Annotated in this window: 23 protein-coding genes; 12 read left to right on the forward strand and 11 right to left on the reverse strand. The window is 73.4% G+C overall.

Annotated elements, in window-relative coordinates:
* The first annotated feature begins 8 nt into the window (after window positions 1–8).
* A complete protein-coding gene (locus tag ACFPP6_RS24215) occupies window positions 9–1532 on the forward strand; it encodes an acyl-CoA synthetase (RefSeq protein ID WP_382046023.1) in 1524 nt (507 codons plus the stop codon).
* Between the two features lie 125 nt (window positions 1533–1657).
* Here ACFPP6_RS24215 and paaK read toward each other — a convergent pair whose 3' ends face one another.
* Window positions 1658–2968, reverse strand: a complete 1311-nt coding sequence (gene paaK, locus ACFPP6_RS24220; RefSeq protein ID WP_382046026.1) for a phenylacetate--CoA ligase PaaK — start codon at window positions 2966–2968, stop codon at window positions 1658–1660.
* Window positions 2969–3138: 170 nt separating this feature from the next.
* Window positions 3139–4806: an acyl-CoA synthetase gene (locus ACFPP6_RS24225; protein ID WP_382046029.1), complete on the reverse strand. Its 1668-nt coding sequence runs from the start codon at window positions 4804–4806 to the stop codon at window positions 3139–3141.
* A 167-nt stretch (window positions 4807–4973) separates the two neighbouring features.
* Here ACFPP6_RS24225 and ACFPP6_RS24230 point away from each other — a divergent pair, with 167 nt between their 5' ends.
* The 5 genes from ACFPP6_RS24230 (at window position 4974) to ACFPP6_RS24250 (ending at window position 9298) form a co-directional block, all read left to right on the forward strand.
* Window positions 4974–5777 (forward strand): crotonase/enoyl-CoA hydratase family protein, encoded by an 804-nt coding sequence (locus ACFPP6_RS24230; protein ID WP_382046032.1) that lies wholly within the window; start codon window positions 4974–4976, stop codon window positions 5775–5777.
* 13 nt (window positions 5778–5790) lie between these two features.
* Entirely contained in the window at window positions 5791–6753 is a 963-nt protein-coding gene (locus tag ACFPP6_RS24235) for a Zn-ribbon domain-containing OB-fold protein (protein WP_382046035.1), read from the forward strand.
* On the forward strand, window positions 6750–7799 hold the full coding sequence (locus ACFPP6_RS24240; RefSeq protein ID WP_382046038.1) for a lipid-transfer protein: 1050 nt from the start codon (window positions 6750–6752) through the stop codon (window positions 7797–7799). Before ACFPP6_RS24235 ends, ACFPP6_RS24240 begins: the two co-directional genes overlap by 4 nt.
* Window positions 7796–8962, forward strand: coding sequence for a thiolase domain-containing protein (locus tag ACFPP6_RS24245; RefSeq protein ID WP_382046041.1), 1167 nt, complete (start codon window positions 7796–7798; stop codon window positions 8960–8962). Before ACFPP6_RS24240 ends, ACFPP6_RS24245 begins: the two co-directional genes overlap by 4 nt.
* A gap of 99 nt (window positions 8963–9061) precedes the next feature.
* On the forward strand, window positions 9062–9298 hold the full coding sequence (locus ACFPP6_RS24250) for a DUF397 domain-containing protein (RefSeq protein WP_382046044.1): 237 nt from the start codon (window positions 9062–9064) through the stop codon (window positions 9296–9298).
* Window positions 9299–9305: 7 nt separating this feature from the next.
* Here the strand turns inward: ACFPP6_RS24250 and ACFPP6_RS24255 are convergent, their stop codons facing one another.
* From ACFPP6_RS24255 to ACFPP6_RS24270, 4 genes are all read right to left on the reverse strand, one after another.
* Window positions 9306–10322: an isopenicillin N synthase family dioxygenase gene (locus ACFPP6_RS24255; protein ID WP_382046047.1), complete on the reverse strand. Its 1017-nt coding sequence runs from the start codon at window positions 10320–10322 to the stop codon at window positions 9306–9308.
* 177 nt (window positions 10323–10499) lie between these two features.
* Complete coding sequence (locus tag ACFPP6_RS24260; RefSeq protein WP_353620260.1) at window positions 10500–10574, reverse strand: putative leader peptide; 75 nt, start codon at window positions 10572–10574, stop codon at window positions 10500–10502.
* A 144-nt stretch (window positions 10575–10718) separates the two neighbouring features.
* The gene (locus ACFPP6_RS24265; protein WP_382046050.1) at window positions 10719–11171 is read right to left on the reverse strand and encodes a rodlin; all 453 of its coding nucleotides are present in this window, start codon (window positions 11169–11171) and stop codon (window positions 10719–10721) included.
* 310 nt (window positions 11172–11481) lie between these two features.
* On the reverse strand, window positions 11482–11961 hold the full coding sequence (locus tag ACFPP6_RS24270; protein WP_382046053.1) for a DUF1453 domain-containing protein: 480 nt from the start codon (window positions 11959–11961) through the stop codon (window positions 11482–11484).
* Between the two features lie 83 nt (window positions 11962–12044).
* On the opposite strand from ACFPP6_RS24270, the gene ACFPP6_RS24275 reads away from it, so the two are divergent.
* Both ACFPP6_RS24275 and ACFPP6_RS24280 read left to right on the forward strand, forming a co-directional pair.
* The gene (locus tag ACFPP6_RS24275; RefSeq protein ID WP_382046056.1) at window positions 12045–12662 is read left to right on the forward strand and encodes a TetR/AcrR family transcriptional regulator; all 618 of its coding nucleotides are present in this window, start codon (window positions 12045–12047) and stop codon (window positions 12660–12662) included.
* 141 nt (window positions 12663–12803) lie between these two features.
* The gene (locus ACFPP6_RS24280) at window positions 12804–13301 is read left to right on the forward strand and encodes a hypothetical protein (protein WP_382046059.1); all 498 of its coding nucleotides are present in this window, start codon (window positions 12804–12806) and stop codon (window positions 13299–13301) included.
* 111 nt (window positions 13302–13412) lie between these two features.
* On the opposite strand, the gene ACFPP6_RS24285 is transcribed toward ACFPP6_RS24280, so the two are convergent.
* Together ACFPP6_RS24285 and ACFPP6_RS24290 are read right to left on the reverse strand one after the other, a co-directional pair.
* Window positions 13413–15419: an N-acetylmuramoyl-L-alanine amidase gene (locus tag ACFPP6_RS24285; RefSeq protein ID WP_382046062.1), complete on the reverse strand. Its 2007-nt coding sequence runs from the start codon at window positions 15417–15419 to the stop codon at window positions 13413–13415.
* A 242-nt stretch (window positions 15420–15661) separates the two neighbouring features.
* Entirely contained in the window at window positions 15662–16768 is a 1107-nt protein-coding gene (locus ACFPP6_RS24290) for an aminoglycoside phosphotransferase family protein (RefSeq protein WP_382046065.1), read from the reverse strand.
* Between the two features lie 294 nt (window positions 16769–17062).
* Between ACFPP6_RS24290 and ACFPP6_RS24295 the strand changes: the two genes are divergently transcribed.
* Window positions 17063–18574, forward strand: coding sequence for a DNA-binding protein NsdB (locus tag ACFPP6_RS24295; RefSeq protein ID WP_382046068.1), 1512 nt, complete (start codon window positions 17063–17065; stop codon window positions 18572–18574).
* Window positions 18575–18611: 37 nt separating this feature from the next.
* On the opposite strand, the gene ACFPP6_RS24300 is transcribed toward ACFPP6_RS24295, so the two are convergent.
* Window positions 18612–20081: a PP2C family protein-serine/threonine phosphatase gene (locus ACFPP6_RS24300; protein WP_382046071.1), complete on the reverse strand. Its 1470-nt coding sequence runs from the start codon at window positions 20079–20081 to the stop codon at window positions 18612–18614.
* 410 nt (window positions 20082–20491) lie between these two features.
* On the opposite strand from ACFPP6_RS24300, the gene ACFPP6_RS24305 reads away from it, so the two are divergent.
* Together ACFPP6_RS24305 and ACFPP6_RS24310 are read left to right on the forward strand one after the other, a co-directional pair.
* Window positions 20492–21916 (forward strand): HEAT repeat domain-containing protein, encoded by a 1425-nt coding sequence (locus ACFPP6_RS24305; protein ID WP_382046073.1) that lies wholly within the window; start codon window positions 20492–20494, stop codon window positions 21914–21916.
* Window positions 21917–21940: 24 nt separating this feature from the next.
* A complete protein-coding gene (locus ACFPP6_RS24310) occupies window positions 21941–22564 on the forward strand; it encodes a hypothetical protein (RefSeq protein ID WP_382046076.1) in 624 nt (207 codons plus the stop codon).
* A 47-nt stretch (window positions 22565–22611) separates the two neighbouring features.
* On the opposite strand, the gene ACFPP6_RS24315 is transcribed toward ACFPP6_RS24310, so the two are convergent.
* Both ACFPP6_RS24315 and ACFPP6_RS24320 read right to left on the reverse strand, forming a co-directional pair.
* A complete protein-coding gene (locus ACFPP6_RS24315) occupies window positions 22612–23079 on the reverse strand; it encodes a hypothetical protein (protein WP_382046079.1) in 468 nt (155 codons plus the stop codon).
* Between the two features lie 219 nt (window positions 23080–23298).
* A complete protein-coding gene (locus ACFPP6_RS24320) occupies window positions 23299–24039 on the reverse strand; it encodes a TetR/AcrR family transcriptional regulator (protein WP_382046082.1) in 741 nt (246 codons plus the stop codon).
* 142 nt (window positions 24040–24181) lie between these two features.
* Here ACFPP6_RS24320 and ACFPP6_RS24325 point away from each other — a divergent pair, with 142 nt between their 5' ends.
* Window positions 24182–25720 carry a DHA2 family efflux MFS transporter permease subunit gene (locus ACFPP6_RS24325; protein WP_382046085.1) on the forward strand — a complete coding sequence of 513 codons (1539 nt, stop codon included), beginning with the start codon at window positions 24182–24184 and terminating at the stop codon, window positions 25718–25720.
* Window positions 25721–26172 lie beyond the last annotated feature (452 nt).

Consider the following 26172-nt stretch of genomic DNA (forward strand, 5'->3'; position numbering starts at 1 on the left):
ATCCGGGCATGACGGGAGTCCGGGACAGCACGGTGGACGGCATGCTGCGGCGCACGGCCCGCCGCGTGCCGGAGCGGACGGCGCTGCGGTACGGGGAGCGCGCCTGGACGTACCGCGAGCTGGACGAGGCCGTGACGGGCGCCGCCGCGGCCCTGTGCGACGGCGGGCTGCGCGCCGGCGACCGCGTCGCCGCCTACGGCCACAACTCCGACGCCTATCTGATCGGCTTCCTGGCCTGCGCCCGCGCCGGTCTGGTGCACGTCCCCGTCGACCACCACCTCACCGGTGGCGAACTGGGCTACATCCTGGAGCAGTCGGGCAGCGCGCTGGTGCTCACCGACCCGCACCTGGCCCACCGGCTGCCCGCTTCCGTCCCCGCCATGCCGCTGCGCGACGCCACGGGCTCCCTGCTGGAGCGCTCGGAGCGGCACCGGCGCCCGGGCGTCGCGACCCTGACCGCCGGCGGCCCGGACCAGGGCGATCTCGTGCAGCTGCTCTACACCTCCGGCACCACCGCGCAGCCCAAGGGCGCGATGATGACGCACGGCGCGCTCGTGCACGCCTACCTGAGCGCGATCACCGCCCTGGACCTCAGGGAGACGGACCGGCCGCTGCACGCCCTCCCGCTCTACCACTCGGCGCAGATGCACGTGTTCCTGCTGCCCTTCCTGGCGGTGGGTGCGGAGAACACCCTCATCGACGCGCCGGACCCGTACCGCGTCCTCGAACTGGTGGAGGCGGGGCGGGCCGACAGCTTCTTCGCCCCGCCGACCGTGTGGATCGCACTCGCCGGCCACCCCGGTTTCGCCTCCCGGGACCTGTCGGCGCTGCGCAAGGCGTACTACGGCGCCTCCGTCATGCCCGTACCGGTCCTGGAGCGCCTGCGCACGCGCCTGCCTCACCTCGCGTTCTACAACTGCTTCGGGCAGAGCGAGATCGGGCCGCTGGCCACCGTGCTGCGGCCGGAGGAGCACGAGGGGCGGATGGACTCCTGCGGCCGGCCGGTCCTGTTCGTCGAGGCACGCGTGGTGGACGAAAGAGGCGCCGACGTGCCCGACGGAACGCCCGGCGAGGTCGTCTACCGCTCCCCGCAGCTGTGCCAGGGCTACTGGGGCAAGCCCGAGGAGACCGAGGAAGCCTTCCGGGACGGCTGGTTCCACTCCGGCGACATGGCCGTCCGGGACGCCGAGGGCTATTTCACCGTCGTGGACCGGCTGAAGGACGTCATCAACTCCGGCGGGGTGCTGGTCGCCTCCCGCCAGGTCGAGGACGTGCTCTACGGTCATCCGTCCGTCTCCGAGGCCGCCGTCATCGGACTGCCCGACCCCCGCTGGATCGAGGCGGTCACCGCCGTGGTCGTCGCGCGCGGCGGCGTGACCGAGGAGGAGCTGACGGCGTACGCCCGGGAGCGGCTCGCTCCCTTCAAGGCGCCCAAGCGCGTTCTCTTCGTGGACCGGCTGCCGCGCAACGCCTCCGGCAAGGTGCTGAAGCGGGAGCTCCGGGAGCGGTTCGCCACCGTGCCGCCCGGTTGACCGGGACGGCGCCGCTGCGGACATCGCTGCGGCCGCGCCGGGCCGCCAGGACACGGCGGCCGGGGGAGCGCCGGGACGCCGCTGCCCTGATCCGCCCGGGCAGGGTCCGGCGCGCCCGGCCCCCGTCACGGCTTTTCCCGCTCGTCCACGAGGCGCTTCAGCTTGCCCACCGACCGCTCCAGCGTCCCGCCGTCGACCACCTCGACGGTCACCGTGACGCCGATGCCCTCCTTCACCTGCCGTGCCACCTCGCCGGAGGCGGCCCCGCGCTGCTCCGGCGTCGCCTCCGGGCGGGCCTCGGCGCGCACGGTCAGGTGGTCCATCCGGCCCTCGCGGGTCAGGTGCAGCTGGAAGTGCGGGGCGAGGCCCGGCGTCCGCAGCACGATCTCCTCGATCTGCGCCGGGAAGAGGTTGACGCCCCGCAGGATGATCATGTCGTCGCTGCGCCCGGCGATCCGCTCCATCCGGCGGAAGGCGGGCCGGGCGGTGCCGGGCAGGAGCCGGGTGAGGTCACGGGTGCGGTAGCGGACGACGGGCATGGCCTCCTTGGTGAGGGAGGTGAGGACCAGCTCGCCGTGGCTTCCCTCCGGCAGCACCTCGCCCGTGACCGGGTCGACGACCTCGGGGTAGAAGTGGTCCTCCCAGATGTGCAGCCCGTCCTTGGTCTCGGCGCACTCCTGGGCCACGCCGGGGCCGATGATCTCCGAGAGTCCGTATATGTCGACGGCGTCGATGGCGAAGCGCTCCTCGATCTCCCGGCGCATCTCCTCCGTCCAGGGCTCGGCGCCGAAGATGCCGGTGGTCAGGGACGTGCTGCGCGGGTCGACGCCCTGACGCTCGAATTCGTCGAGCAGGGTGAGCATGTAGGTGGGCGTCACCATGATGATCCGGGGCCGCAGGTCCTGGATGAGCCGGACCTGGCGCGCGGTCATGCCGCCGGAGGCGGGGATCACCGTGCAGCCGAGCCGCTCGGCGCCGTAGTGCGCGCCGAGGCCGCCGGTGAACAGCCCGTAGCCGTAGGCCACGTGGATCCTGTCGCCGGGCCGGCCGCCGGCCGCGCGGATGGAGCGGGCGACGACCTCGGCCCACGTGTCCAGGTCCCGGTCGGTGTAGCCGACCACGGTGGGTGTGCCCGTGGTGCCGCTGGAGGCGTGCAGGCGCCGGATCCGGGAGCCGGGCACGGCGAACATGCCGAAGGGGTAGTGCTCCCGGAGATCGGACTTGGTGGTGAACGGGAGGCGGGCGAGGTCGGCGAGGGTGCGGCAGTCCCCGGGCCGTATGCCCGCGGCGTCGAACGCGCGCCGGTAGAAGGGCACGTTCTCGTAGGCGTGGTGCAAGGTGGCCCGCAGCCGCTCCAGCTGCAGTGCCGTCAGCTCTTCGCGCGTCATCCGCTCGGCCGCGTCCCATGGAACCAACCGATCGTTCGGTCGTTGCATGGGCTCAAGTTTTCAGAGGCGGCGCCGGGCGTCAAGAGGGAGCCGGACCCTGTGGACGAAGCGGCGCCGCGTGGAGGAAGCGCCGCCGCGCGCCACCGGCCGCGCGAACCGGCCGCCTGAACGGCACCTGAACCGGCACCTGAACAGGCCCGGCGGGTCGGGCGAACCGGTCAGGCACCGGCCTCCGCGACCGCCCGCGCCCACCGGTAGTCGGCCTTCCCGCTCGGTGACCTGCGGATCCGCTCCGTGAAGACCACGCTGCGCGGCACCTTGTACCCCGCCAGCCGCGCCCTGCAGTGTGCCTGCAGCCCGTCCAGGGTCAGGGGATCCGCCCCTTCGCGCGGCTGGACGACGGCGGCCACGCGCTGCCCCCACCGCTCGTCCGGAACGCCCGCGACCAGCGCGTCGTACACGTCCGGATGGGCTTTGAGCGCCTGCTCCACCTCCTCGGGGTACACCTTCTCGCCGCCGGTGTTGATGCACTGCGAGCCCCGCCCCAGCACGGTGATCTCGCCGTCCGCACCGGCTCTCGCCATGTCGCCGAGCAGCACCCACCGCTCGCCGCCGGCCCGGAAGAACGTCGCCTCGGTCCGGGCGGGGTCGTTGTAGTAGCCGAGCGGTACGTGGCCGCGCTGGGCGACGCGCCCCTCCTCGCCGGGCTCGACGGGTTCGTGCGTGACCGGGTCGACGACGGCCGTGCGGTCGTTGACGCGCAGCCGGAGGCCGCCACCCGCGCTCGCGCCGCCCCGAGCCGCGTCCTCCGCGCCCGTGCCGCCCGTACCCGCCCCGTCCGTCGCGGTCCCGTTGAAGCCCGACTCCGAGGAGCCGAAGTTGTTCAGCAGCGCCACGTGCGGCAGCAAGGCCGTGAACTGCTCCCGCACGGTGGCCGAGAGCACCGCGCCCGAACTGCTGACGCTGAACAGCGACGAGCAGTCGGTGCCCCGCATCGGCCCGGCCAGCGCGTCCACCAGGGGCCGCAGCATCGCGTCACCGACCAGCGAGATGCAGGTGACCTTCTCCTGCTCCACGGTGCGCAGCACTTCCTCGGGGGCGAACTTCCGGTGCAGCACGACCTTCTGGCCGTAGTCGAAGGCGATGAGCGCGGTCAGCGTGGACGTGCCGTGCATCAGCGGAGCCGTGGGGAAGAAGACCAGGCCCTCGCCCCCGTCGGCGACGCGCGCGGCCAGCTCCCGGGGGTGCTTCACCGGCTCGCCCGTGGGCGCTCCGCCGCCGAGCCCGGAGAAGAACAGGTCCTCCTGCCGCCACATCACGCCCTTGGGCAGGCCCGTCGTGCCGCCCGTGTAGATGATGACCTGGTCGTCCCCCGAACGCGGCCCGAAGCCGCGCAGGGGCGGCCCCGACGCCTCGGCCTCCGCGAAGGGGACGGGCGCGAGGGCCGGTTCGGACGCCCCGTGCGGGGGCGTGCCGACCCGCACGAGGTGGCGCAGCAGCTCCGTACGGGGCAGCGCCGCGGCCACCCGGCCGGTGAAGGCCGCGTCGAAGACCAGCGCCACGAGGTCGGCGTCGCGGTAGAGGTAGGCCAGTTCGTCCTCGACGTAGCGGTAGTTGACGTTGACGGGCACCGCCCGGACCTTCAGGCAGGCCCAGAACGCCTGCAGGTACTCGACGCCGTTGTACAGGTGCAGCCCGACGTGGTCGCCGGGCCGGATCCCGCTGTCGCGCAGGTGGTGCCCCAGCCGGTTGGCCGCCGCGTCGAGCTCCGCGTACGTCATCCGGCGCCCGGCGCCGCTCCCGGGGAGGTCCGCGTGGACCAGGGCCTCCCGGCCGGGCACCGCGTCCACGACCGACTCGAAGAGATCGGCGAGGTTGTAGTCCACGTCTCCTCCTGTCCGGGGGAACGGCGGCCGCGGGGCCCATTAGAGCGCCGCGCGCCGCGGGGAGGAAGGGACGGCACCCAAGAAATCTGACGGGAAGTCAGAAAACTCTTGTACCCCGGACACGCCTCCTGCACCCTGTTCTGGTCACCGGGACGGGAGGGCCACCCATGAGCGGCACCGAACACCTCACGGTCGAACGCACCGGCGCCACGCTGGTGCTCACCCTCAACCGGCCGGAAGCGAGGAACGCCCTGTCGCTGCCGATGCTGGCCGGGCTCCACGACGGCTGGCTGGAGGCCGACCGGGACGACGCCGTCCGCTCCGTCGTCCTCACCGGCGCGGGCGGGGCCTTCTGCTCCGGCATGGACCTCAAGGCCCTGCACGGCCCGCCGGACCCGGCGGACGACCCGTACCGCGCCCGGTTCAAGGCCGACCCCGACCTGCACTGGAAGGCGATGCTCCGGCACCACCGGCCGCGCAAACCGGTCATCGCCGCCGTCGAGGGCCCCTGCGTCGCGGGCGGCACCGAGATCCTCCAGGGGACCGACATCCGCATCGCCGGGGAGAGCGCCGTCTTCGGCCTCTTCGAGGTGCGCCGCGGCCTCTTCCCCGTCGGCGGCTCCACCGTCCGCCTACCGCGCCAGATCCCGCGCACCCACGCCCTGGAGATGCTGCTCACCGGCCGCCCCTACACCGCCGCCGAGGCCGCGCGCATCGGACTGATCGGCCACGTCGTCCCCGACGGCACCGCCCTGGAGCGGGCGCTGGAGACCGCCGCGCTGATCAATGCCAACGGCCCGCTGGCCGTCGAGGCCGTCAAGGCCTGCGTCCACGACGCCGCCGGCCTCGCCGAAGCCGACGGCCTCGCCCTCGAACTCGAACGCGGCCGGCCTGTCCTCGCCAGCGCCGACGCGAAGGAAGGCACCCGGGCCTTCGCCGAGAAGCGCCCGGCCGTCTACCGGCGCGCCTGAAGGGAGCACCGCCGTGCCGGAGATCCTCACCGCACCCCTGACCGTCTCCTTCCCCTTCACCCGCTCCCTCGGCCCCGTGCAGAGCGCCTTCCTCACCGGCCTCCGCGAGCGCACCGTCCTCGGCGTGCGCACCCGCGACGGGCGCGTCCTCGTACCGCCCGTCGAATACGACCCCGTCACCGCCGAGGAGATCCGCGACCTCGTCGAGGTCGCCCCCACCGGCACCGTCACCACCTGGGCCTGGAACCCCGCCCCCCGGCCCCGCCAGCCCCTGCGCACCCCCTTCGCCTGGGTCCTGGTGCGCCTCGACGGCGCCGACACCGCCCTCCTGCACGTCCTCGACGCCCCCGGGCCCCACGCCGTACGGACCGGCATGCGCGTCCGCATCCGCTGGGCGCCGGAGCGCACCGGCGCCGTCACCGACATCGGCTGCTTCGAGCCCTGCGACCCCCACGAGGACGACGGAGCGGCAGGCCTCCGGAGGCCCACCCCGCACGACGGCGACTTCGCCGACCCCGTCACGGGCATCGTCGCCCCCGCCCGGCTCGACTACACCTACACGCCCGGCCGGGCCCAGAGCCGCCACCTCGCCGCGCTCGCCGAGCGGCGGATCACCGGCGAACGCTGCCCCTCCTGCCGCAAGGTCCACGTCCCGCCCCGCGGCGCCTGCCCCACCTGCGGCGTCGCCGCGACCGAGCAGGTCGAGGTCGGCCCGCGCGGGACCGTCACCACCTTCTGCATCGTCAACATCAAGGCCAAGGACGCCGGCATCGAGGTCCCCTACGTCTACGCCCACATCGCCCTGGACGGGGCCGACCTCGCCCTCCACGGACGCATCGGCGGTATCCCGTACGACCAGGTGCGCATGGGCCTGCGCGTCGAGCCCGTGTGGGGCGCGGACGGCCGCCACCCCGACCACTACCGGCCCACCGGGGAACCCGACGCCGCCCACGACACCTACAAGGAGCTGCTGTGAAGCCCGCCGACGCGGGCGGCGACCGCGGCCCGGCCTCCCGCGACGTCGCGATCGTCGCCTTCGCCCGCAGCGACCCCCGCGGCTCCGCCGAGGGGCTGTCCGAGACGGAGATGCTGCTGCCCGTCCTGCGCGAGGCGCTGGAGCAGGCCGGACTCGCCCCCGGCGAGGCGGACTTCACCTGCTCGGGGTCGAGCGACTACCTCGCCGGCCGCCCCTTCTCCTTCACCCTGACCCTCGACGGCGTCGGCGCCTGGCCGCCCGTCGCCGAGTCCCACGTGGAGACGGACGGCGCCTGGGCGCTCCACGAGGCCTGGGTGAAGATCCTCACCGGCCGGGCCGGCACCGCCCTCGTCTACGCCCACGGAAAGCCCTCCGCCGGCCCCCTGCGGGACGTCCTCACCCGCCAGCTCGACCCCTACTACGTCGCACCCCTGTGGCCCGACTCCGTCTCCCTGGCCGCCCTCCAGGCCCAGGCCCTCATCGACGCCGGCCACACCGGCGAGGAGGCCCTGGCGGCCCTCGCCCGGCGGGACGGCGCCGAGGCCCCCGCGGGCGAGTACGTCGTGCGGCCCCTGCGCGCGGCCGACTGCTCGGCCGTCACCGACGGAGCGGCCGCCGTCGTCCTCGCCGCCGGCGACACCGCCCGCCGCATGTGCGCCCGCCCCGCCTGGATCCGCGGCATCGACCACCGCATCGAGGCCCAGGCCCTGGGCCTGCGGGACCTGACCGACTCCCCGTCCACCCGCCTCGCCGCCGAACGCGCCGGAGCCTTCCGCGCCCCCGTCGACACGGCCGAACTCCACGCCCCCTTCACCTCGCAGGAAGTCGTCCTGCGGCGGGCGCTGCGCCTGGACGGCACCGTCGCGGTCAACCCCTCCGGCGGCGCGCTCGCCGCCGACCCCGTCATGGCCACCGGTCTGATCCGCCTGGGCGAGGCCGCCGCCCGCATCCACCGGGGCGCCTCGGACCGGGCCCTGGCCCACGCCACGTCCGGGCCCTGCCTGCAGCACAACCTCGTCGCCGTGCTGGAGGGGGACACCCGGTGAGCAAGGAACCCGTGGCCGTCGTCGGCATAGGCCAGACCAAGCACGCCGCGGCCCGCCGGGACGTCTCCCTGGCCGGACTCGTCCGCGAGGCCGCCGTGCGCGCCCTGGAGGACGCGGGGCTGTCGTGGGCGGACACCGACGCCGTCGTCCTCGGCAAGGCCCCCGACTTCTTCGAGGGCGTGATGATGCCCGAGCTCTGCCTCGCCGACGCCCTCGGCGCCGTCGGCAAGCCCGTCCTGCGCGTGCACACCGCCGGCTCGGTCGGCGGCTCCACGGCCCTCGTCGCCGCCGACCTCGTCGCGGCCCGCGTCCACCGGACCGTCCTCGCCGTGGCCTTCGAGAAGCAGTCCGAGTCCAACGCCATGTGGGGCCTGTCCCTGCCCGTCCCCTTCCAGCAGCCCCTGCTGGCCGGCGCCGGAGGATTCTTCGCCCCGCACGTACGGGCCTACGTGCGCCGCAGCGGAGCACCCGACTCCGTGGGCTCCCTCGTCGCCTACAAGGACCGCCGCAACGCCCTGAAGAACCCGTGGGCCCACCTGCACGAGCACGGCCTCACCCTGGAACGGGTGCAGTCCTCGCCCATGCTGTGGGACCCGGTCCGCTACTCCGAGACCTGCCCCTCCTCCGACGGCGCCTGCGCGATGGTCCTCACCGACCGCCGGGGCGCCGCCCGCGCCCCGCACCCGCCCGCCTGGGTGCACGGCGGCGCCATGCGCAGCGAACCCACGCTCTTCGCCGGCAAGGACTTCGTCTCGCCGCGCGCGGGGCGCGACTGCGCCGCCGAGGTCTACCGGCAGGCGGGCGTCACCGACCCGCGGCGCGAGATCGACGCCGCCGAACTGTACGTGCCCTTCAGCTGGTACGAGCCGATGTGGCTGGAGAACCTCGGCTTCGCCGCCGAGGGCGAGGGCTGGAAGCTCACCGCCTCCGGGGCCACGGAGCTGGACGGCGAACTGCCCGTCAACCCCTCGGGCGGCGTCCTGTCCACCAACCCCATCGGCGCCTCCGGCCTCATCCGCTTCGCCGAGGCCGCCCTCCAGGTGCGGGGGAGGGCGGGGGAGCACCAGGTCGACGGCGCCCGCAAGGCACTCGGCCACGCCTACGGAGGGGGCGCGCAGTTCTTCTCCATGTGGGTGGTGGGCGACGAACCCCCCACCACCTGAAGGAGCGCACGGCGGAGCGTTCGCCGTTGTGCGGCCTGTCCGGCGCACGCCGCGCTCGCTAGGGTGGGCGCGGGACGACGACCGGGAGGAGCTTCAGCAGTGGCGGAGAGCACGACTGAACGACCGGCGGGCGACATCGCGCCCGAGCTCGACCTCGGCAACGCCGCCTGGCTGTCGAGCAGCCGGGGGACCGGCGATGTCCAGATCGCCTTCGTCGAAGGCTTCATCGCCATGCGCAACGCACGCAATCCCGACGGGCCCGCGCTGGTCTTCACCCCAGGGGACTGGCGGGCGTTCGTACGCGGCGCGCGCGAGGGCGAGTTCGACCTCACCTGACGGGTGGTCAGCCCATGAGGGCGCCCTCCGTCAGCAGGGCGGCGTGGTGGCGGGCGGCCACCTGCGGGTGGGCGCGCAGCCAGCCCTTGATCTCGTTGCGGCCGTACTCCGCGAACAGCGGGTTGCGGTCGTCCTGGGTGACGCCCGGGGCCCGGTCGGCGTGCGCGAAGGGCACCGGCTCGATGCGGGCGTCCAGGCGCGGGTTGTAGAAGAACGGGACCGAGAAGCGCTCGCGGGTGCCGGACGGGCTGACCACGCGGTGGTTGGTCGCCTTCAGGTAGCCGTTCGTGGCCACCTCCAGCAGTTCGCCGAGGTTGATGACGAACGCGCCCGGCACCGGCGGCACGTCGATGAACGACCCGTCGGAGCCCTCCACTTGGAGGCCACCGACCTCGTCCTGCAGCAGCAGGGTCAGGAAGCCGTAGTCCTTGTGCGCGCCCACGCCCTGGCCGGCGCCGTCCGGCGCGCTGCCGGGGTAGCGGACCAGCTTCAGGTGCAGGTGCGGGCGGTCGGCGAAGGCCTTGTCGTAGAAGTCCTCGGGGGCGCCGATCGCGGTCAGCAGCTCGTGCAGCAGCCGCTCGGCCACCCCGCTCAGCCGGTCGATCCAGCGCAGGGCGGCGGTGCGCAGCTCGGGGAGGGCCGCGGGCCACTGGTTCGGGCCTTCGAGCCACCAGTAGCCCGGCTCGTCCGTGCCCGGCACGCGCGCCTCGCGCTCGGCGCCTATGTCGAGCTGGTCGCGCCAGTCCTGGCTCCCGCCCGTCCGCTCGTCGCCTGTGCGGGTGTAGCCGCGGAAGTGGGGGGAGTTGAGGTTGCTGACGGACAGCCGGTCGGCCTCGGGGAGCGCGAAGAACTCGCGCATGGTGCGCCACAGGTCGGCGGTCTCGGCCTCGGTGACGCCGTGGCCGGTGAGGTGGAAGAAGCCCACGTCACGGGCGGCCGAGTGCAGCTCCTCGTGGAAGCGGGCACGGGCCTCGGGACCGGCGGAGGCGGCGGAGAGGTCGAGGACGGGAAGCTTGTTGCTCATGAGGGTTGTCCACAGCGTGAGGGCCCGGAATTCCGTACGGCGGTGCGCCGGACGGCCGCTCCGCCGCCACGGGTACGCGGGTACGCGGGCAGGGCGGAGCGGGACCGGGGAACGGCAGGAAAAGTAGGAAGGAAAAGCAGGCCACGGCCCGTGGAGAGGGCTGGGCGGGAAGAAAGATCAGCCGTAGCGGCGACAGGACATGCTCGTGACGCGGAGGAGGTCCACGTGGCGGCGTTTGACGAGCATAGTCACGCGGTCATCGTATACGACCCGGCCGGGGACCGGCGCCCACCGCCCTGACCTGCAGGTTCCTGCAGGTGTCCGGACAGGGGAATCCCCCTGCCCCGGGGCCCGTGCACCCGAGACAGGGGGAGATCCGTCCGACGACGGCGTGGCTCAGTGGCCGCCGAAGCCGGGGTGGCCGCCGTGCAGGCCGTGCAGGCCGGGGTGGCCGCCGCCCTTGTTGCCGGAGCCGTTGCCCGAAATGATCGGGATCTCGTCGAGGATGTGCGACAGCGGGTCGTCCCCGTCGCTGATCGTCGAGTTGTCGGTGCACTGCTGCTGCTGCTGGGACGTGAGGATCGGGATGTCCTGGATGCCGATGTTGAGCAGCGCGATGAGCGACTGGACACCGATCTTCCCGATGCCGAGGCACGGCTTGTTGAGCGTGCCCTGGATCAGGCTCATCTGCGGGCTCTGCTTGCCGCCGGTCTTCGTGTTGCCGTAACCGGTGTGCGAAGCGTTGCCGTTGGCCACGTCCTGGTCGTTGCCGATCGCCATGGCCGGGCCGGCGATGGTGCCGACTGTGGTAACCGTCACGGCGGCCGTCGTGAGTACCTTCTTGAGCACGTCTGTGCCTTTCGATCGATTAGCTGCCTCTCACAGACAGGGAAGCGACCTGAGTAACTCGGGCCCATAACGGAAGTTTCGGGAATTCACTCATTTGCTCCAGGTCGGCGATTCCGGGAAAGGGAGACCTCGTCACTGCCTGGTAGCGTGCGCCCGCAGCGGCGTCTTCGGCCGTCGGTCCGCCCGGACAGCGCCCCCACAAGCTGCGTCCGGGCGGGCTCTTGATCACGTTCCGCAGCGGGTGGACCGCCCGCCGGGAACGCTCGCGGCGGCATAAGTGGCGTCAGCGGTGTCGGTGGCATCGGTGGCGTCAGCGGCGCGGGCGCTCGGGGGCGAAGGGCACCCCGCTCGCCAGGCCCCGCGCGCCGATGACCAGCGCCTCGCCGAGGAAGCTGACGCCGATGTTCAGCTGGACCGGTCGCGCGCCCTCGGACACGCCCGCGTGCGTGGCGAGCAGGCCGAAGCCGCCCATGATCACCAGGGATCCCGCGAGGACCAGGAACGTCCGGCCCGTATAGCGCTGCCAGAGCGCCCCGGACTTCTCGAAGAGCTGGACGGTGGCCCCGCGCACCGCGCCGAGCCCGCAGCTCAGGAGGGCGCCGGGGACCACCCAGGCCAGGTCCGCCCCCGTCACCTGCCGCGCCTTCGCCAGGGACGCGACGCCGATGGTCGTCAGGACCACCGGCGGTACCAGCAGGTCGCGCGCGTTGAGCGGCTCCCCCTTCAGCCGCTTGATCACCACGACGATCACCACCACGGCGATGATCGCCCCCAGCAGCCAGCCGTTCATCGGCTACCCCTTCCGGTCTCGTTCTCTCTTTTTGGCACGGTCGCGCCAAAAAGATGGTAGCTCGACCGTGCTATAAAGCCCGCATGCCGAAGATCGTCGACCCCCGGGCGCGCCGCAGAGCGGTCGCCGAAGCCGTCCTCCGCGTCGTGGGCCGGCGCGGCCTGGAGGCCGCCTCCCTGCGCAACGTCGCCGAAGAGGCGGGCCTCGCCATCGGATCCGTACGCCACTACTTCAGCGACCACGACGAACTGGTGATCTTCGCGATGGGGGAGCTGACCGGCCGTATCGAGGCCCGCGTCCGCGCCCACGCCGACCGGCTCCTCGACCCCGCAGACGCGGCGGAGCCCCGCACCCGCGCCGAGGACCTCCTCGCCGAATTCCTCCCCCTCGACCAGGAGCGCCACGAAGAGGCCGTCCTGTGGATCGCCTTCGCCACGGCGGCCCGCACCCGGCCGGGACTGCTGCCCCACGCCCGGCAGTTGCAGGACGGGCTGCTCGGCATCGTGACCCGCGTCCTGCGCGGCGGCCAGGAGGCGGGCGGCCTGCCCGCCGACCTGGACATCGGCACGGAGAGCCTGCGGCTGTCAGCCTTGCTCGACGGCCTCACCCTCCAGGCCGTCCTCCAGCCCGGCACCCTCACCCCGGACGTCCTCCGGACGGTGCTGCGCCGTCATCTGGACAGCCTGCGCGCCCCCGCCTGACGGCCCCGCCCGCCCCGCCCGGCGGCCCCGCCCGCCCCTCCGCACGCCCGCTCCGCCGCCCCGTCGCGCAGGGCGCGCGGACGGCCGTGCCGTTGCTCTCCCCGGCGCCACGCCAGGGCCCCGGGCACGTACGATGTGGGCATGTCCTTCCTCCGCCGCCGCAGCGCCACGCCCACCGGGCCGGACTTCGACGTCCTGGCCATGGACCCGGGGGACTGGCCGGGCGATCTCGGGGCCGGGCTGCTGCCCGCGCCCGACGGCAGCTGCCAGGGTGTCTTCCTCCGCTACGACCTCTTCGGCGGGCGCGGCCCGGCGATGATCATCGGCAACATGCCCGAGGGCTCCCCGGTGCGCGAGCTCGAGGAGGGCCAGGTGCCCTTCGAGGTCACGCAGCTCCTCCAGGCCCTCGGCAACGACGAGCCGGTGGAGGTGCTGGAGACCGAGGACATCCCGGTCATGCACGAGGACAATCTGCTGATCGTCCGGCGCATCAAGTGCTCCGAAGGCCGCATCTCCTGCACCCAGTTCGACCGCAGCGACGGCATCCTCGTCACCATCGCCAGCTGGGACCGGCCCATCACCGACGAGCTCTACCAGCTCCTCAAGCCGCTGCCCGCCGAGATGTTCCAGACGGCCTGACGCCGCGCTCCTCCCGGAGCCCCCGCACCATCCACCGCACACGCGCCCGCACGCACACCGGAGCCCGGCACGGCAGACGCCGTACCGGGCTCCGTCGTCATGTGCTCCGGGCTACTGGTTCGAGGGCTGCACCGTCACGTCGGCGGCCTTCACGAAGGCCACCCGGTGCCCGAACTGGATCTCGTAGTACGCCTCCCTGCCCTTGATCACCTTGTGGCCCGCGGGATCGAAGGTCTTGGCCCACAGATACTCGCCCGGCACCCGCGGCCCCACGACGTACGACTGGCCGGCGAGCAGCTTGTACGGCAGCGGCGCCAGGGCCTGCACCGGGACGCCCGGGGGATACGCCTCCTGCTCCGGATAGGCGCGCCCGTACACCGCGACCTCGTCCAGACCCTCCTTCGGGGTGGCCACCCGGCCGAAGGCGTTGACGGCGGTCGGCTGCGACCACGGGTTGCGGAACCACGCCTGCTGGCCCAGGTACCAGATCGCCGTCCAGGAGCCCTTGCGCCCCGCCACCGCGAACTGCTGGCCCGTCGAGGCACGGGCACCCGTGTCGTTGACGTCGATCGTGGTCGCACTGCCGTCCGGACGCAGCCCGGCGTCCTTCACCAGCGGCGCCCGCTCACTCGGCGCCGTGTGCAGCCGTACCGCACCCGAGCCGTGCGGCGCGCAGGGCTTGGCCGGGCCCGTGCAGCCGGTGTACGCGGGCTGGTGCGCCTCGTAGTCCGGAAGGATGGTGACCATGCCGCCGGACGCGCCCCCCGTGGGGTGGAACGGCCTGCCCATCAGGTCGAAGTAGTGCGCCCAGTCCCAGTACGGGCCGGGGTCGGTGTGCATGCCCCTGATGGTCGACGGCGTCGTGCCGGGGACGTTGTCGTGGCCGAGGATGTGCCGGCGGTCCAGGGGGATCTTGAGCCGGGTCGCCAGATGCCGCACCAGGCGGGCCGAGGTGCGGTACATCTCCTCCGTGTACCAGGCGTCGGGCTGGGCAAGGAAGCCCTCGTGCTCGATGCCGACCGACTTGGAGTTCACGTACCAGTTGCCCGCGTGCCAGGCGACGTCCTTGGTGCGCACGTGCTGGGCGACGTGCCCGTCCGCGGAGCGCACGGTGTAGTTCCACGAGACGTAGGCCGGGTCCTTGACCAGCTTGATCGTCGTCTCCCAGGACCCCTCGGTGTCGTGGATGACGATGAACTCCGTCTTCTGGGAGGCCGGGCGGTCCGCCAGATCGTGATTGCCGTAATTGTCGCCCTGCAGCTTCTCGTACGGCGCGGGGATCGCCTCGCAGGCCACCGTCCTCGGGCACTCCGTCCCCTCGTCCGGGGCGTCCGGCAGGCCCAGCCGCCGCACCTGATCGGCGCGCCCGGCGAGGCGCGGGGTGCCCGGCAGGGCGACCCGCTGGCCCGCGTCGGTGGTGCGCCGCTCGCCCGACCGCATCACGTCGAAGACGTCACGGGCGAAGGTGGCGGCCGTCGCCGTGTCCGACGCGCCCGGATAGCCCGCCACCGCGCCGTACCAGTCGGCGGGGTCCTCGCTCAGGGGCAGGCCCAGCCGCTTCTGGGCCGCCGCGAGCAGCGCGGCACCCCCCTTGACGTTCGCGGCGGGATCCCGGCGCAGCGCCTCGCGCGACAGGCCGGACGCCTGCGCGGCCCGCTCCAGCGTGCGCAGCCGCGCGGGGACCTCACCCGCCGGCAGGACGGGCGGCCGGACGGCCCGGGGGGCCGGGCGTGCGTCGTCGCCCCGAGGGTCCTCACGGCCGTCGCTGTGGTGCGGGGCCTCGGCCAGGGCGTGGACGGCATCGGTGAGGTGCATGGGGCCGTAGCCGCCGGTGACGCTCGGCGCACCGTCGTGGGCGTCCCAGCGCGACTGCAGATAGGAGACCCCCAGCAGCACGCTCTGCGGGACCCGGTACTCACGGGAGGCCTCGGCGAAGGCCCGTTGCAGGGCGCCGGAGCGCGGCTGCCGGTCCGTGGCCGTGGTCGTGGCCGTCGCGTGAGACGCCAGGGGCAGCAACAGGGCGGCCGAAGCCATGACTCCGGCCGCCCTGAACGCGGCCCGTCTTCTTCGCCGGGGTCTGAGGGGGGCGGTCCACGGTCGGGGAGCGGATCCTCGCAATGCAGCCTCCTCGGGGCGGGCCCGTGCCACGCGCGGGAACGGTCTGGGGCGCGATCGGGCGTGCGGGACCGGACGTAACCAGAGGTAGCCCCTGGCGGACGTTCCGTCAATCATGCTGATGCGATGCATGTTGCCCACGGCTGCTGCTGCGCCTCTTGCTTCCCGGCACCTTCCCTCCGGAGGAGACGGCGACACGCCGCGCAGCGTGCGCGGCGTGTCGCGGAGGGGGCGGAGGGGGTGGGTCAGCGGGTGCCGACCGCTGCCCGGACGGCGCGCCTGGCGAGTGCGCAGTCGTCGTGCAGGCGGCGCAGCAGCAGCCGCTGCTCCTCACCCGACTCGGCCGCGCCGGGCGCCGCCGGGGCCGGCTCGTGCACGGCTCGCTGCACGGCCGTCTCGCAGGTACGGATCTCGCGGGTCAGCACGAGCATGAGATTCACCAGGAAGGCGTCACGCTGCACCGTACCGGCCTGCTGGGCGACCTGGCTGATGTGACGGCGCGCCACGGGAGCGTCGCCCAGGACCGTCCACAGCGTGGCCAGGTCGTAGCCCGGGAGATACCAGCCCGCCTGGTCCCAGTCCACCAGCACGGGGCCGGTGGGGGCCAGGAGGATGTTGGACAGCTGGGCGTCGCCGTGGCAGAACTGCCCCTGGACGTGGGCCAGCCCGTGCAGCAGCTTCTGCAGATCGCCCATGTCGCGGTCGGTCAGCAGGCCCAGCTCGTGGTAGCGGGCGATGCGCTTGCCGTAGTCCAGCGGCATGTCGAACATGCCGGCCGGCGGCCGCCAGAGGTTGACCCTGCAGATCGCGCCCAGTGCGGCTCGTACGTCCGCACGGGGCGGCGCCTCCGAGGGGTGCCGCTGCAGGGCGGCGGGACGCCCGGGCATGCGCTCGATCACCAGCGTGCAGTTGTCGGGGTCCGCGGCGATGAGCCGCGGCACCCGAACCGGCGGACGGTGGCGGACGAACGCACGGTATGTAGCTATTTCGTGCCGGAACCGCTCGGTCCAGGACGGTGACTGGTCCAGTAAACACTTGGCCACTGCCGTGGTGCGGCCCGTGGAGCCGACCAGCAGGACCGAGTGCCCGCTGCGGCGCAGGACCTGGACGGGGTTGAACTCCGGGCAGATGCGGTGCACGGCGGCGATCACCGTGCGCAATTGCGTGCCCTGAGGGCCGGACAAGTCGATTCTCCCGCTGAGCGGTTGCCCTCCCAGCCCCGGGGACCGCCGGGCCCGTCCGCCCCCGAAGGCAGCCCCCGCGGCATGGGAGGGGTCGAGGTACGGCCCGCCGCCGGCGTGGGGAGGGCGGAGCCGGGGCGGAGCGGACACGGAGGACGAGGCTGCATACATGAGCGGAACGGATCCCTTCGTGTGCCGACGAATTGCCGCGCTCCCCCGGCCCCCGGGCCGGCGTGCACCCTGGGGAATGTACGTGGTCCGCGGCCGGGCCCCGGACGGTCCCTCTCGGGCGTCCGGCTACCGGCCGGTTCGGCCGACCGGTGGCGGCCGGGGTGGCGCGTTCCTACATCACACCCGCCCGCGGGTGGCACACCATGTGGCGGACCCTGGCGAACCCTGGCGAATACTCGCCTGGCCCATGACGGCCCGCTACCTTCAAGTCAGCCGAGAACCTGGGGGCTTGACGTGACGAGGGAACCCAACACCCGCCTCGCGGATCTGTTCGGCCTGGCCGGATGGTCCAAGGGCGAACTGGCGAGGCTCGTGAACCGGCAGGCGGCCGTCATGGGCCACCCGCAGCTGGCGACCGACACCTCGCGGGTGCGGCGTTGGATCGACATGGGGGAGTCCCCGCGCGATCCCGTGCCCAAGGTGCTGGCAGCCCTCTTCACCGAGCGACTCGGCCGTGTCGTGACCATCGAGGACCTCGGGTTCGGTCGGCGAGGGCGCGCGGGTAGGGGGCAGTCCTCGGACGGCCTTCCCTGGCCGCCCGAGCGGACCGCCGCGGTCCTCACCGAATTCACGGGAATGGACCTCATGCTCAACCGACGCGGCTTGGTGGGTGCGGGCGCCGCGCTCGCCGCAGGCTCAGCACTCAGCAGCGCCATGCACGACTGGCTGCACTCCGATCCGGTCCTCGCCTCCGACTCCCCACGTTTCGACGATCCGCTGCGCAGCAACGCCGTCCATGCCGAAACCGCCGGGCTCGACCGCTACGAAGCCGCGCCGGTGGGCTCCACGGAGATCGACGCCCTGGAGCGCTCCGTCGAGGTGTTCCGCGCGTGGGACGCGGCCCGCGGCGGCGGGCTGCAGCGCAAGGCGGTGGTCGGCCAGCTCAACGAGGTGGGGGGCATGCTCTCCTACCACCACCCCGAGCACCTGCAGCGCAGGCTCTGGGGCGTCGCCGCGAACCTCGCGGTGCTCGCCGGCTGGATGTCCCACGACGTGGGCCTCGAGCCCACCGCCCAGAAGTACTTCGTCATCGCCGCCCACGCGGCCCGCGAGGGGGGCGACCGGCCCCGCGCGGGGGAGGCCCTCTCCCGCGCGGCCCGCCAGATGGTGCACCTCGGCCGGCCCGACGACGCCCTCGACCTGATGACGCTCGCCAAGTCCGGCTCCGGCGACGAGACCCTGCCGCGCACCCGCGCCATGCTCTACACCATCGAGGCCTGGGCACAGGCGTCGATGGGCCGGGGCCAGGCCATGCGGCGCACCCTCGGCGAGGCGGAGGAGCTGTTCGTCTCCGACAAGCGGGACGTGCCGCCCCCGAGCTGGATGCAGCACTTCGACGAGGCCGACCTCCACGGCATGCAGGCCCTGGCGTACCGCACGCTCGCCGAGCACGACCCCGGGGCCGCGGCCATCGCCCAGCAGCACGCCAAGGAGGCGCTGGCCCTGCGCAGAAGCGGTCACCAGCGGTCGATGATCTTCGACTACATCTCCATGGCGTCCGCCTGCTTCATCAGCAACGACCCCGAGCAGGCGGACACCTACGCCCGGCTGGCCCTGGTGTCGATCGGGGAGACCTCCTCGCACCGCACCTGGGACCGGCTCCGCGAGATGTACCGCCTGACGGGGAAGTACGCGGGGTACGCCCGGATCGAGGATCTCCGGCAGGAGATCAAGCAGGCGCTGCCCAAGGCTCCCAAGGCGCAGCCGAAGAAGGGCGGCGCGGGAGGAAAGGGGATGGCGGTGTAAGCCGCCGCCACGACGGTCTCAGTCGTTGACCGGCGTCTCAGTCGTTGACGCGCCCGATCAGCAGGCAGGCGTCGTCCTCGCGCTCCTTGCCGCCGAACTCCTCCAGCACGGCCCGTACGCACTCCTGTGCGCACTTCGCCGTGGCGAACCGGGGGGCGAAGTCCAGCAGTCTGTCGGTGACGGTCTCGGTGATCGGACCGGCGCTGTGGGGCGAGAGCCCATCGGTGTGCAGGAGAAGGACGTCACCCGGCTCCAGAAGCTCCTCCGCCTGTCCGTACGCGGCGTCGGAGACGGCCCCGAGCAGCATGCCCTCCGGCGGCTGCAGCGCACGGCCCTTCCCCCGGCGGAAGAGCAGGGGCGCGGGGTGGCCCGCCTGGGACCAGGTCAGGGTGCGGGTCGCGGGGTCGTAACGGCAGCAGACCGCGCTGCCCAGGGCGGGCTGCGCGGAGGCGTCGAGGAGGTGGTTGAGCCAGCCCATCAGCGGGCCGGGGTCGGCGCCGGTCACGGCCATGCCGCGCAGGGCGCCCAGCAGCATGGCCATGCCGGAGGTGGCAGCGGCGCCGTGCCCGGTGAGACCGCCGACGCTGAGCAGGGTCTGCCCCGCGGGCAGCCGCAGGGCATCGAACCAGTCACCGCCGATGAGGGCGCTGCTGGCGGAGGGGAGGTAGTGAGCGGCGAGATCGAGGGTGCCGGGGGAGCCGTCGGACTGCGAGGTGCCGCCTTCGGGAAAGCGCAGGGAGCCGCGCCACGGTGGCAGCACGGCTTCCTGCAGCTCGACCGCGAGCCGGCGCTCGGCCTGGGCGAGGTGCTGCCGGCGCTGCAGCGAATGGCACGTCTCGTCCACCGCCTCGCGGCTGCGGCGGAGCTCGCTGACATCCCGTAAGACGGCCCACATGGAGGCCGTGGAGCCATCGGCCCCGAGGACGGGCTCGCCCATCATGTGCACCGTGCGGACCGAGCCGTCGCCGCGCACGATGCGGAACTCGCCGTCGATGGGCTTGCCGTCGACCAGGCAGCCGGTGACCATCGCGGTCAGCTGCCCGCGATCCTCCTCGGGCAGCCAGGAGGGCAGCTCGTCCAGCGTCAGCGGGCCGTCCTCGGGGCGGCGGCCGAACAGCGCGAACAGCTCGTCGGACCAGGTGGCCTCGTCCGTGAGGAGGTTCCACTCGGCGCTGCCGACCCGGGCCGCGGCCGTGGCGGGCGGGGCCGCGGGCGCCGGGACGGCGGTCCGCACCGCGCCCGGGGCATCGGCCGGGCCGGGCGCCGGCGGGCCCTCGCGCAGCTGGCCGAGGTGCTCCCCGAGATCGTCGAGGTGGTGGGCGGCCAGATCGCACAGGGCACGGTGCCAGCGCCGCCGGGCGTCGTCCGGCTCCTCCGGGCCGGCCGCCTCGCGCCGCACGGCGTCCAGCCCGCCGCGCAGCCGACGCGTCTGCGAGATGAGGGCGTCGACCGTGCCGTGCTCGGGCGGCTGAGCTGCGGAGGAATCCGCGTGGAGGGGGGACGGCATCTCGTACTCCGATTGGGGGGCGCGGAGCGGCCGGCTCCGTAGGGTCCGCGGGATGGGCCGTAACGACTGTTGCACAGCGGGCGAGGGCCTGTAAGTGCTTTGGCAACACCCGATCCGGTGGTGTCTGAGACATATGCCTACGGCAGGACGAAGTGGTGGTGAAGGTTCACCTTGGGGGTGACCAAGTGATTACGGGGAGTGGAATCGGGTCAACGCGGGAGCGGAGTGGCCGAGGTGTGGGCAAACCGGACAGGACTCGGCGGAATCCCTCACTCCAGGTAGGCTGCGGGGCGCTCGACCGACCTCGAGTTACCCCTGTTCACCACGCATAGCACCGGTGGACACCGGCAAGAATGCCGGACGACGGAAATCCCGTTGCCAGCCGACTCCCCGCACCGGATGCTGACCCCATGTTCGATCCAGACATAGCGCCCAGCGGCACCCTGCTCGGCCTCCTTCAGCGAGGCCGCGGCGACGGGACCCTGCATGCCCTCGCGGCGCCGCGGGCGGAGGCGCTCGCGGCGCTCCACCACTGCCTCCTCAGCGACCCCAGGCGCGACTGGCAGGTGGAGAACCGCTCCCTCTATTACGCGCGCCTGTGTCTGGACCTCGACGCCGGGCTCGACGGGATCGACGCCCACCTCTTCGACGCCGACGACCTCCTCGACACCGCCGAGGAGCGCACCGGGCTCGCCCTCGCCGTCCTGGGCCACCTCGCCTCGTACGGCCGGGAGGACGCCCTCCTGCTGCTGCGGCGGTACGCCATCTCCGGAGCCAACTGGGCCTGGGCCCTCGACGAGCTCGCGCTGCGCGACGACGACGCGGGCCTGCTCGCCCTCGGCGAGAGCATCCTCGCCCGCTTCCCGCGGACCCCGGAGGGCGAGCAGGCCCTCGCCGCGGCCGTGCGCGACGCCTTCGAGCCCCGCCCCTGGCGGCTGTGGGCCGACCCGGGCCAGTCGCCCGCCACCGCGGACCGGGTGCGCGCCGCGCAGGAACAGGGCTCCTTCGACCGCTGGCAGCGCCAGCTGCGCCCCACCGGCCCGCGGCCCGGCTGGAGCGTGCGCGAGGTCCTCGACTGGGCCCAGGAGGGCCTCGGCCTGCACCCCGTCCAGCTGCGCCACGTCCCGGCGACCCGCTGCCTGAACGCCGTCGCGGGCCCCGAGGACCGGCTGGAGATCATCGAGGCCGCCGCCTTCGGCCCCGAGGGCGCCCGGGCCACCGCCCTGCGCTACCTCGCCGAGCACGACGACCCCCAGGCGCTCGACCTCATCGAATCCGCCGCGGCCGAGCCCGGCGAGCTCGTGGCCGAAGCCGCCGTCACCGCCTTCGAGCGGATGCGCGGCACGGCCGCCCTGGAGCGCGCCCGCGCCTGGATCCACCGCACCGACGCCCTCGGCGGCGCGGCGGCCGGCATGCTCGCCTCCCGGGGCGCCCCCTACGACGCGGCGCTCGTCCTCGGCGCCCTGCGCCGCACCGTCCGGGCCGAGGGGCCCGACGCGCCGGTCCTGTGGGACCTCGTGCCCGGGGCCGGGCGGCTGGGGATCACCTGCGCCGCGCCCGTCCTGCGGCACATCTACCGCGAGACGTCGTCCTCGCACCTGCGCGGGCGCACGGCGCGGGCGCTGGCCGCGACGGACCCGTCGTTCGCCAAGGGCTTCGCCGTCGAGTGCCTGTGGGACTGCGAGGAGACCACCCGCGAGCTCGCCGCGCACCACGCCGCCACCGCCGACGCCCGCGTCGTCGAGCGGCTGCGCCGGCTCGCCGCGGATCCGGCCGAGGAGGACGAGGTCCAGATCGCGGTCCGCAGCCGTTTCGGCCCGGAGTCGGCGGTCTGAGCGGCCTGCCAGCAGAATGATCACGTGAATGAGATAACAGGCGATTCGACGACCGGCGTACCGGCGACCCGCGTTCCGGCGACCGGCGTGAAGGTGAGGCGGGCGGCGGCAGCGGTGGCCGTCCTCGTGGCCGCGCAGATGGCGGCCGGGACGATCGCGGAGGCGGCCGCTCCGCCCTCCGCGCGGGCAGTGGCCGTGGCGGGCAAGGCCGCGGCCGGCACGACGGCCCCCGTGAGGATCACGGAGGGGCAGGTCGCCGAGGCCGCCCCGGGCGGCGCGATCCTCTACCCGAGCGTCACCAGCTGCCTGACGGTGACCGTCCGGCTGCGCGACGGCGGCCTCGTGGGTGCCCACGCCAGCCTCTTCCAGGTGCCCGGCGAATACCGCTCCGACCGCATCCTGTCCGAGCTGAAGCGCGCGGCCGGCGGCCGGCCGGTGCGCGCGGTCGAGGTCAGGGGCGCCGTCGGCGCCTGGGACCCGAGCTACTTCGTCAAGGCCATCGAGAGCTACGGGGACGGGGAGGCCGTGCCCTTCCCCGAGTCACCCGACCCCGGCGGTATCGCCGAGGCGGTGGCCAAGGGCCTCGGGCAGCCCCGGGCCCTGGTGAGCGTCGAGGACGTGCCCGACGGGGACCAGTCCGTCCGCTGACGGCCGGGTGCGGGGCGGCGCGGCCGCCCCGCACCCTCGTTCTCCGCTCAGGGGCGACGGCGCTTGAGGGCCTTGCGGATCAGGACGATCGCCAGAATGATCATGGCGATCACGAAGACGAAGACCAGGATCATCACGATGATCATGAAGATGCCGAGCTTCTTGAAGAAGCCCTTCTTCTTCTTTTTGTCCTTCTTCGGCTTCTTCGCCGCCGTGGTCACGTGCCCCTTGGAGGACCGGTGCCCGTGCGCGGCCTGCAGCGCGGACGCGGCGCCCGTGCGCTCGGCTCCCGCGGCGGCCCCGGTCCCGGTCCCGGCCTGACGCTCCACCGTGGCGACGGCGGCGGCCGGACGGGCCTGCTCCGTCGCCTGGGCGGAGGCGGGGGGGACCAGCAGGGAGGCGCCCAGCGCGAGCGCCGCGACGACGGCCGCCCGGCGGGCCCGCTGCCACCGCCGCCGTACGACGGGCGCCGCCGCGCCCGCCCGCTGCTCGTCGTCCATCAGCTCAGCGTTCATTGACGCCCCCATCGGTGTTTCCGGGTGTTCCTGCGCGTACGGGTGCACTGCGGCAGAGGCGGGCCGCAGGGCCCCGCCGCCGAAATGCGGCCCCTATTATCTGCACACCGACAACCCGCCCATCAGGGCGCACGGAAGCTCTGGAACCAAACCGGAACGATCGCCTCCTGAGGCGGGGTCACTATTCCGCACTATGAGCGGATTGGAGTTTCCCGTGCCTCAGATGCCCATGCGGGCGGCGATGCCGTCGAGGACGCAGTCCAGGCCGGTCTCGAACTGCCACGTCAGGTCGTCCTTCCGGGTGGCCTCGCGCATGTACGCCTCGTAGGCGGGGTAGCGGCCCGTCCGCATGAGGGAGGTCATCTGCGGGGCCAGGCCCGCCCTCGTGCCGTCGCCGTCGGACCAGCCGCGCTCCTGCATCAGCCGGAGGAGGGCGACCTCGCCGTCGACGGCGCCGTGGACGTACGAGCTGACGGTGCGGAAGAGGGCCATCATCGTGTCGGCGTCCAGATCCGGGCCGCGGAGCGTGGCCAGCACGCGCTCGGGGACGGCCAGCTGGTGCGGGGTCAGGGCGAACATCGCGGTCCCCGCCATCCAGGGGTGCTGCAGCATCATGGCCCGCAGGCGCAGGGCCAGGGTCCGCATCGTCTCCCGCCAGCCGGTCTCCTCGGGGAGGACCAGCTCGCCGTAGACGAAGTCGACCATCAGCTCGATGAGCTCGTCCTTGCCCGACACGTAGCGGTAGGCGGCCATGGGGGCGACCCCCAGCTCGGTGGCCAGGCGGCGCATGGTGACGGCGTCGAGCCCCTCGGCGTCGGCCAGCCGGACCGCGGCGGCGGCGATCCGGTGCGGCGACAGGGTCGAGCGGGGCGCGGCGGCCTGGCGTTCCAGCCGCTCCCAGAGGGTTCGGCCCTCGCTCTCCTTCTCTTCCTGCTTCCCCGGTCTCTCCTGTGCGGCCATGGCGCGTCCCCTTCCTCCGGCTGGTATGCGTACAGCGTATCAATCAGTGGACAACGTACACACGGCTGTGTACGTTGTACGCCGCAAGATACGTTGTACACAGCGAGGGATTCCAGTACCACGACCGCCCCGGGGAGAAACGGTGAACAACCCCACGCAGCGCCTGCCCTACCTGGGCATCTTCGGGCTGATGCTCGGCATCTTCCTGGCCACGCTCGACGGACAGATCGTCAGCACCGCCCTGCCCACCGTCGTGGGCGACCTCGGCGGCCTCGACCACCTCTCCTGGGTCGTGACCGCCTACCTGCTCGCCACCGCCGCGGCCACCCCGGTCTGGGGCAAGCTCGGCGACCTCTACGGCCGCAAGGGCGCCTACCTGTCCTCCGTGGCCGTCTTCCTCGCCGGCTCCGTGCTCTGCGGCCTTGCGACCGGCATGGCGCAGCTCATCGCCTTCCGCGCCCTCCAGGGCCTGGGGGCGGGCGGGCTGATGGTCGGTGCGATCTCCGTCATGGGCGTCCTCGTCCCCGAGCGCGAACGGGGCCGCACCCAGTCGATGATCGGCGTCATGCTGCCGGTGGCCTTCGTCGGCGGCCCCCTGCTCGGCGGGTTCCTCACCGACACCCTGAGCTGGCGCTGGGCGTTCTACGTCAACGTGCCCGTCGGGCTCGTCGCGATCCTGGCCGTCGCCAAGGGGGTCAGGCTGCGCACCGAGCGGAGCGGCGGCCGGATCGACTACGCGGGCGCGGCCCTGCTGACCGCCGGCATCCTGGCCCTGACCCTGCTGAGCAGCTGGGGCGGCACCACCTACGCATGGACGTCGCTTCCTGTCCTCGCGCTCGCGGCCGTGGCCGTCGTCTCCCTCGCGTGGTTCGTGCGCGTGGAGCGGCGGGCGGCGGAACCGGTCACCCCGCCCCGCCTGTTCCGCAGCCGCAACTTCACCGTGTCCCAGATCCTCAGCTTCCTGGCCGGTGCGGTCATGCTCGCCGTGATGAGCTACCTGCCGCAGTACATGCAATTCGTCCGGGGCGCCTCCTCCACGGCCGGCGGCATGCTGCTCCTTCCCCTGATGCTCGGCATGCTGACGGCGCAGCTGGTGAGCGGAAGGCTCATCGGCCGCGGCGGGCGGGACCGCCTCCATCCCGTCCTGGGCGCCGCCGCCACGCTCGCCGGCGCCCTGCTGCTCCTCCTGCTCGGGCCGGGGACCGCGACCCCCGTCGCCTCGGGGCTCACCCTCGTGATCGGGGCGGGCGTCGGCCTCCTCACCCAGAGCACCACGCTCACCACGATGAAGAGCGCCGAGCCCCGCGACATGGGCGCCGCCGCGGGAACCGTCACCCTGGCCCGGACGATCGGCGGCTCGCTCGGCGTCGCGGCGCTGGGTGCCGTCCATACGAGCCGGATGGGCGACGCACTTGCGGCGCGGCTCGGATCCCGGTCCGCGGAGCGGCTGACGGCCGGGGGAGAACTGACCCCGGATCTGCTCAGGGGCGCTTCCCCCGCCGTCCGCGGCGCGGTCCGGGAAGCGGTCACGGAAGGCCTGCACGGTGTACTGATCGGATCGGCCGCCCTGGCGGTGCTCGCCTTCGCCGTCGCCTGGCTCCTCCGCGAGCCCTCGCCGCCGAACCAGGAGCCGTCGAAGGAGGCCGCGGCGGCGGAGGACAGCGCCCTGCCCACGGCGTAGGCGGCGAGCGCCGCGACGGGGACCGCCGTGAGGGCGACCTGGGTCCACTTCTCCGCGTAGTGCGCGGCCATCGTGGGGGTCGAGGAGAAGGTGACCATCGGGCCCCAGGTGTAGTAGCCCCACACCATGATCAGCTGGGAGGCCGTGGCCCGTACGACCGCGTGGAGCGCGGTCGGCGCGGTGGCGGCCACCAGGGAGACGATCGCGGCGTACGGCACGTAGCCGGAGGCGAAGCGGCTCGCGGCCGTGACCGTCATGCCGTCCCCGTCGCCCGCGACCGCGATGCAGAGCGAGAGGGCGCCGGCGCCGAGGGCCACCAGCACCGTCACCGCGCTCCGGCGGATTTCCTGCTTCATGGGCGCTCACTCCTCACGTACGCCGATTCATCCCGAAAGGGGCCGGGAGAAGAGCGTCGCGCGCGATTGTGCGCGGCCCGTGTGCCGGGTATGACG

The organism is Streptomyces aureoversilis, assembly GCF_042657885.1.
Taxonomy (GTDB): domain Bacteria; phylum Actinomycetota; class Actinomycetes; order Streptomycetales; family Streptomycetaceae; genus Streptomyces; species Streptomyces aureoversilis.

Bases quoted from the DNA above. Each gene is read 5' to 3' on its own strand.
- ACFPP6_RS24215 (WP_382046023.1), top strand. From the start codon at position 9: ATGACGGGAGTCCGGGACAGCACGGTGGACGGCATGCTGCGGCGCACG.
- paaK (WP_382046026.1), bottom strand. From the start codon at position 2,968: ATGCAACGACCGAACGATCGGTTGGTTCCATGGGACGCGGCCGAGCGG.
- ACFPP6_RS24230 (WP_382046032.1), top strand. From the start codon at position 4,974: ATGAGCGGCACCGAACACCTCACGGTCGAACGCACCGGCGCCACGCTG.
- ACFPP6_RS24255 (WP_382046047.1), bottom strand. From the start codon at position 10,322: ATGAGCAACAAGCTTCCCGTCCTCGACCTCTCCGCCGCCTCCGCCGGT.
- ACFPP6_RS24270 (WP_382046053.1), bottom strand. From the start codon at position 11,961: ATGAACGGCTGGCTGCTGGGGGCGATCATCGCCGTGGTGGTGATCGTC.
- ACFPP6_RS24275 (WP_382046056.1), top strand. From the start codon at position 12,045: ATGCCGAAGATCGTCGACCCCCGGGCGCGCCGCAGAGCGGTCGCCGAA.
- ACFPP6_RS24280 (WP_382046059.1), top strand. From the start codon at position 12,804: ATGTCCTTCCTCCGCCGCCGCAGCGCCACGCCCACCGGGCCGGACTTC.
- ACFPP6_RS24290 (WP_382046065.1), bottom strand. From the start codon at position 16,768: ATGTATGCAGCCTCGTCCTCCGTGTCCGCTCCGCCCCGGCTCCGCCCT.
- ACFPP6_RS24300 (WP_382046071.1), bottom strand. From the start codon at position 20,081: ATGCCGTCCCCCCTCCACGCGGATTCCTCCGCAGCTCAGCCGCCCGAG.
- ACFPP6_RS24305 (WP_382046073.1), top strand. From the start codon at position 20,492: ATGTTCGATCCAGACATAGCGCCCAGCGGCACCCTGCTCGGCCTCCTT.
- ACFPP6_RS24315 (WP_382046079.1), bottom strand. From the start codon at position 23,079: ATGAACGCTGAGCTGATGGACGACGAGCAGCGGGCGGGCGCGGCGGCG.
- ACFPP6_RS24320 (WP_382046082.1), bottom strand. From the start codon at position 24,039: ATGGCCGCACAGGAGAGACCGGGGAAGCAGGAAGAGAAGGAGAGCGAG.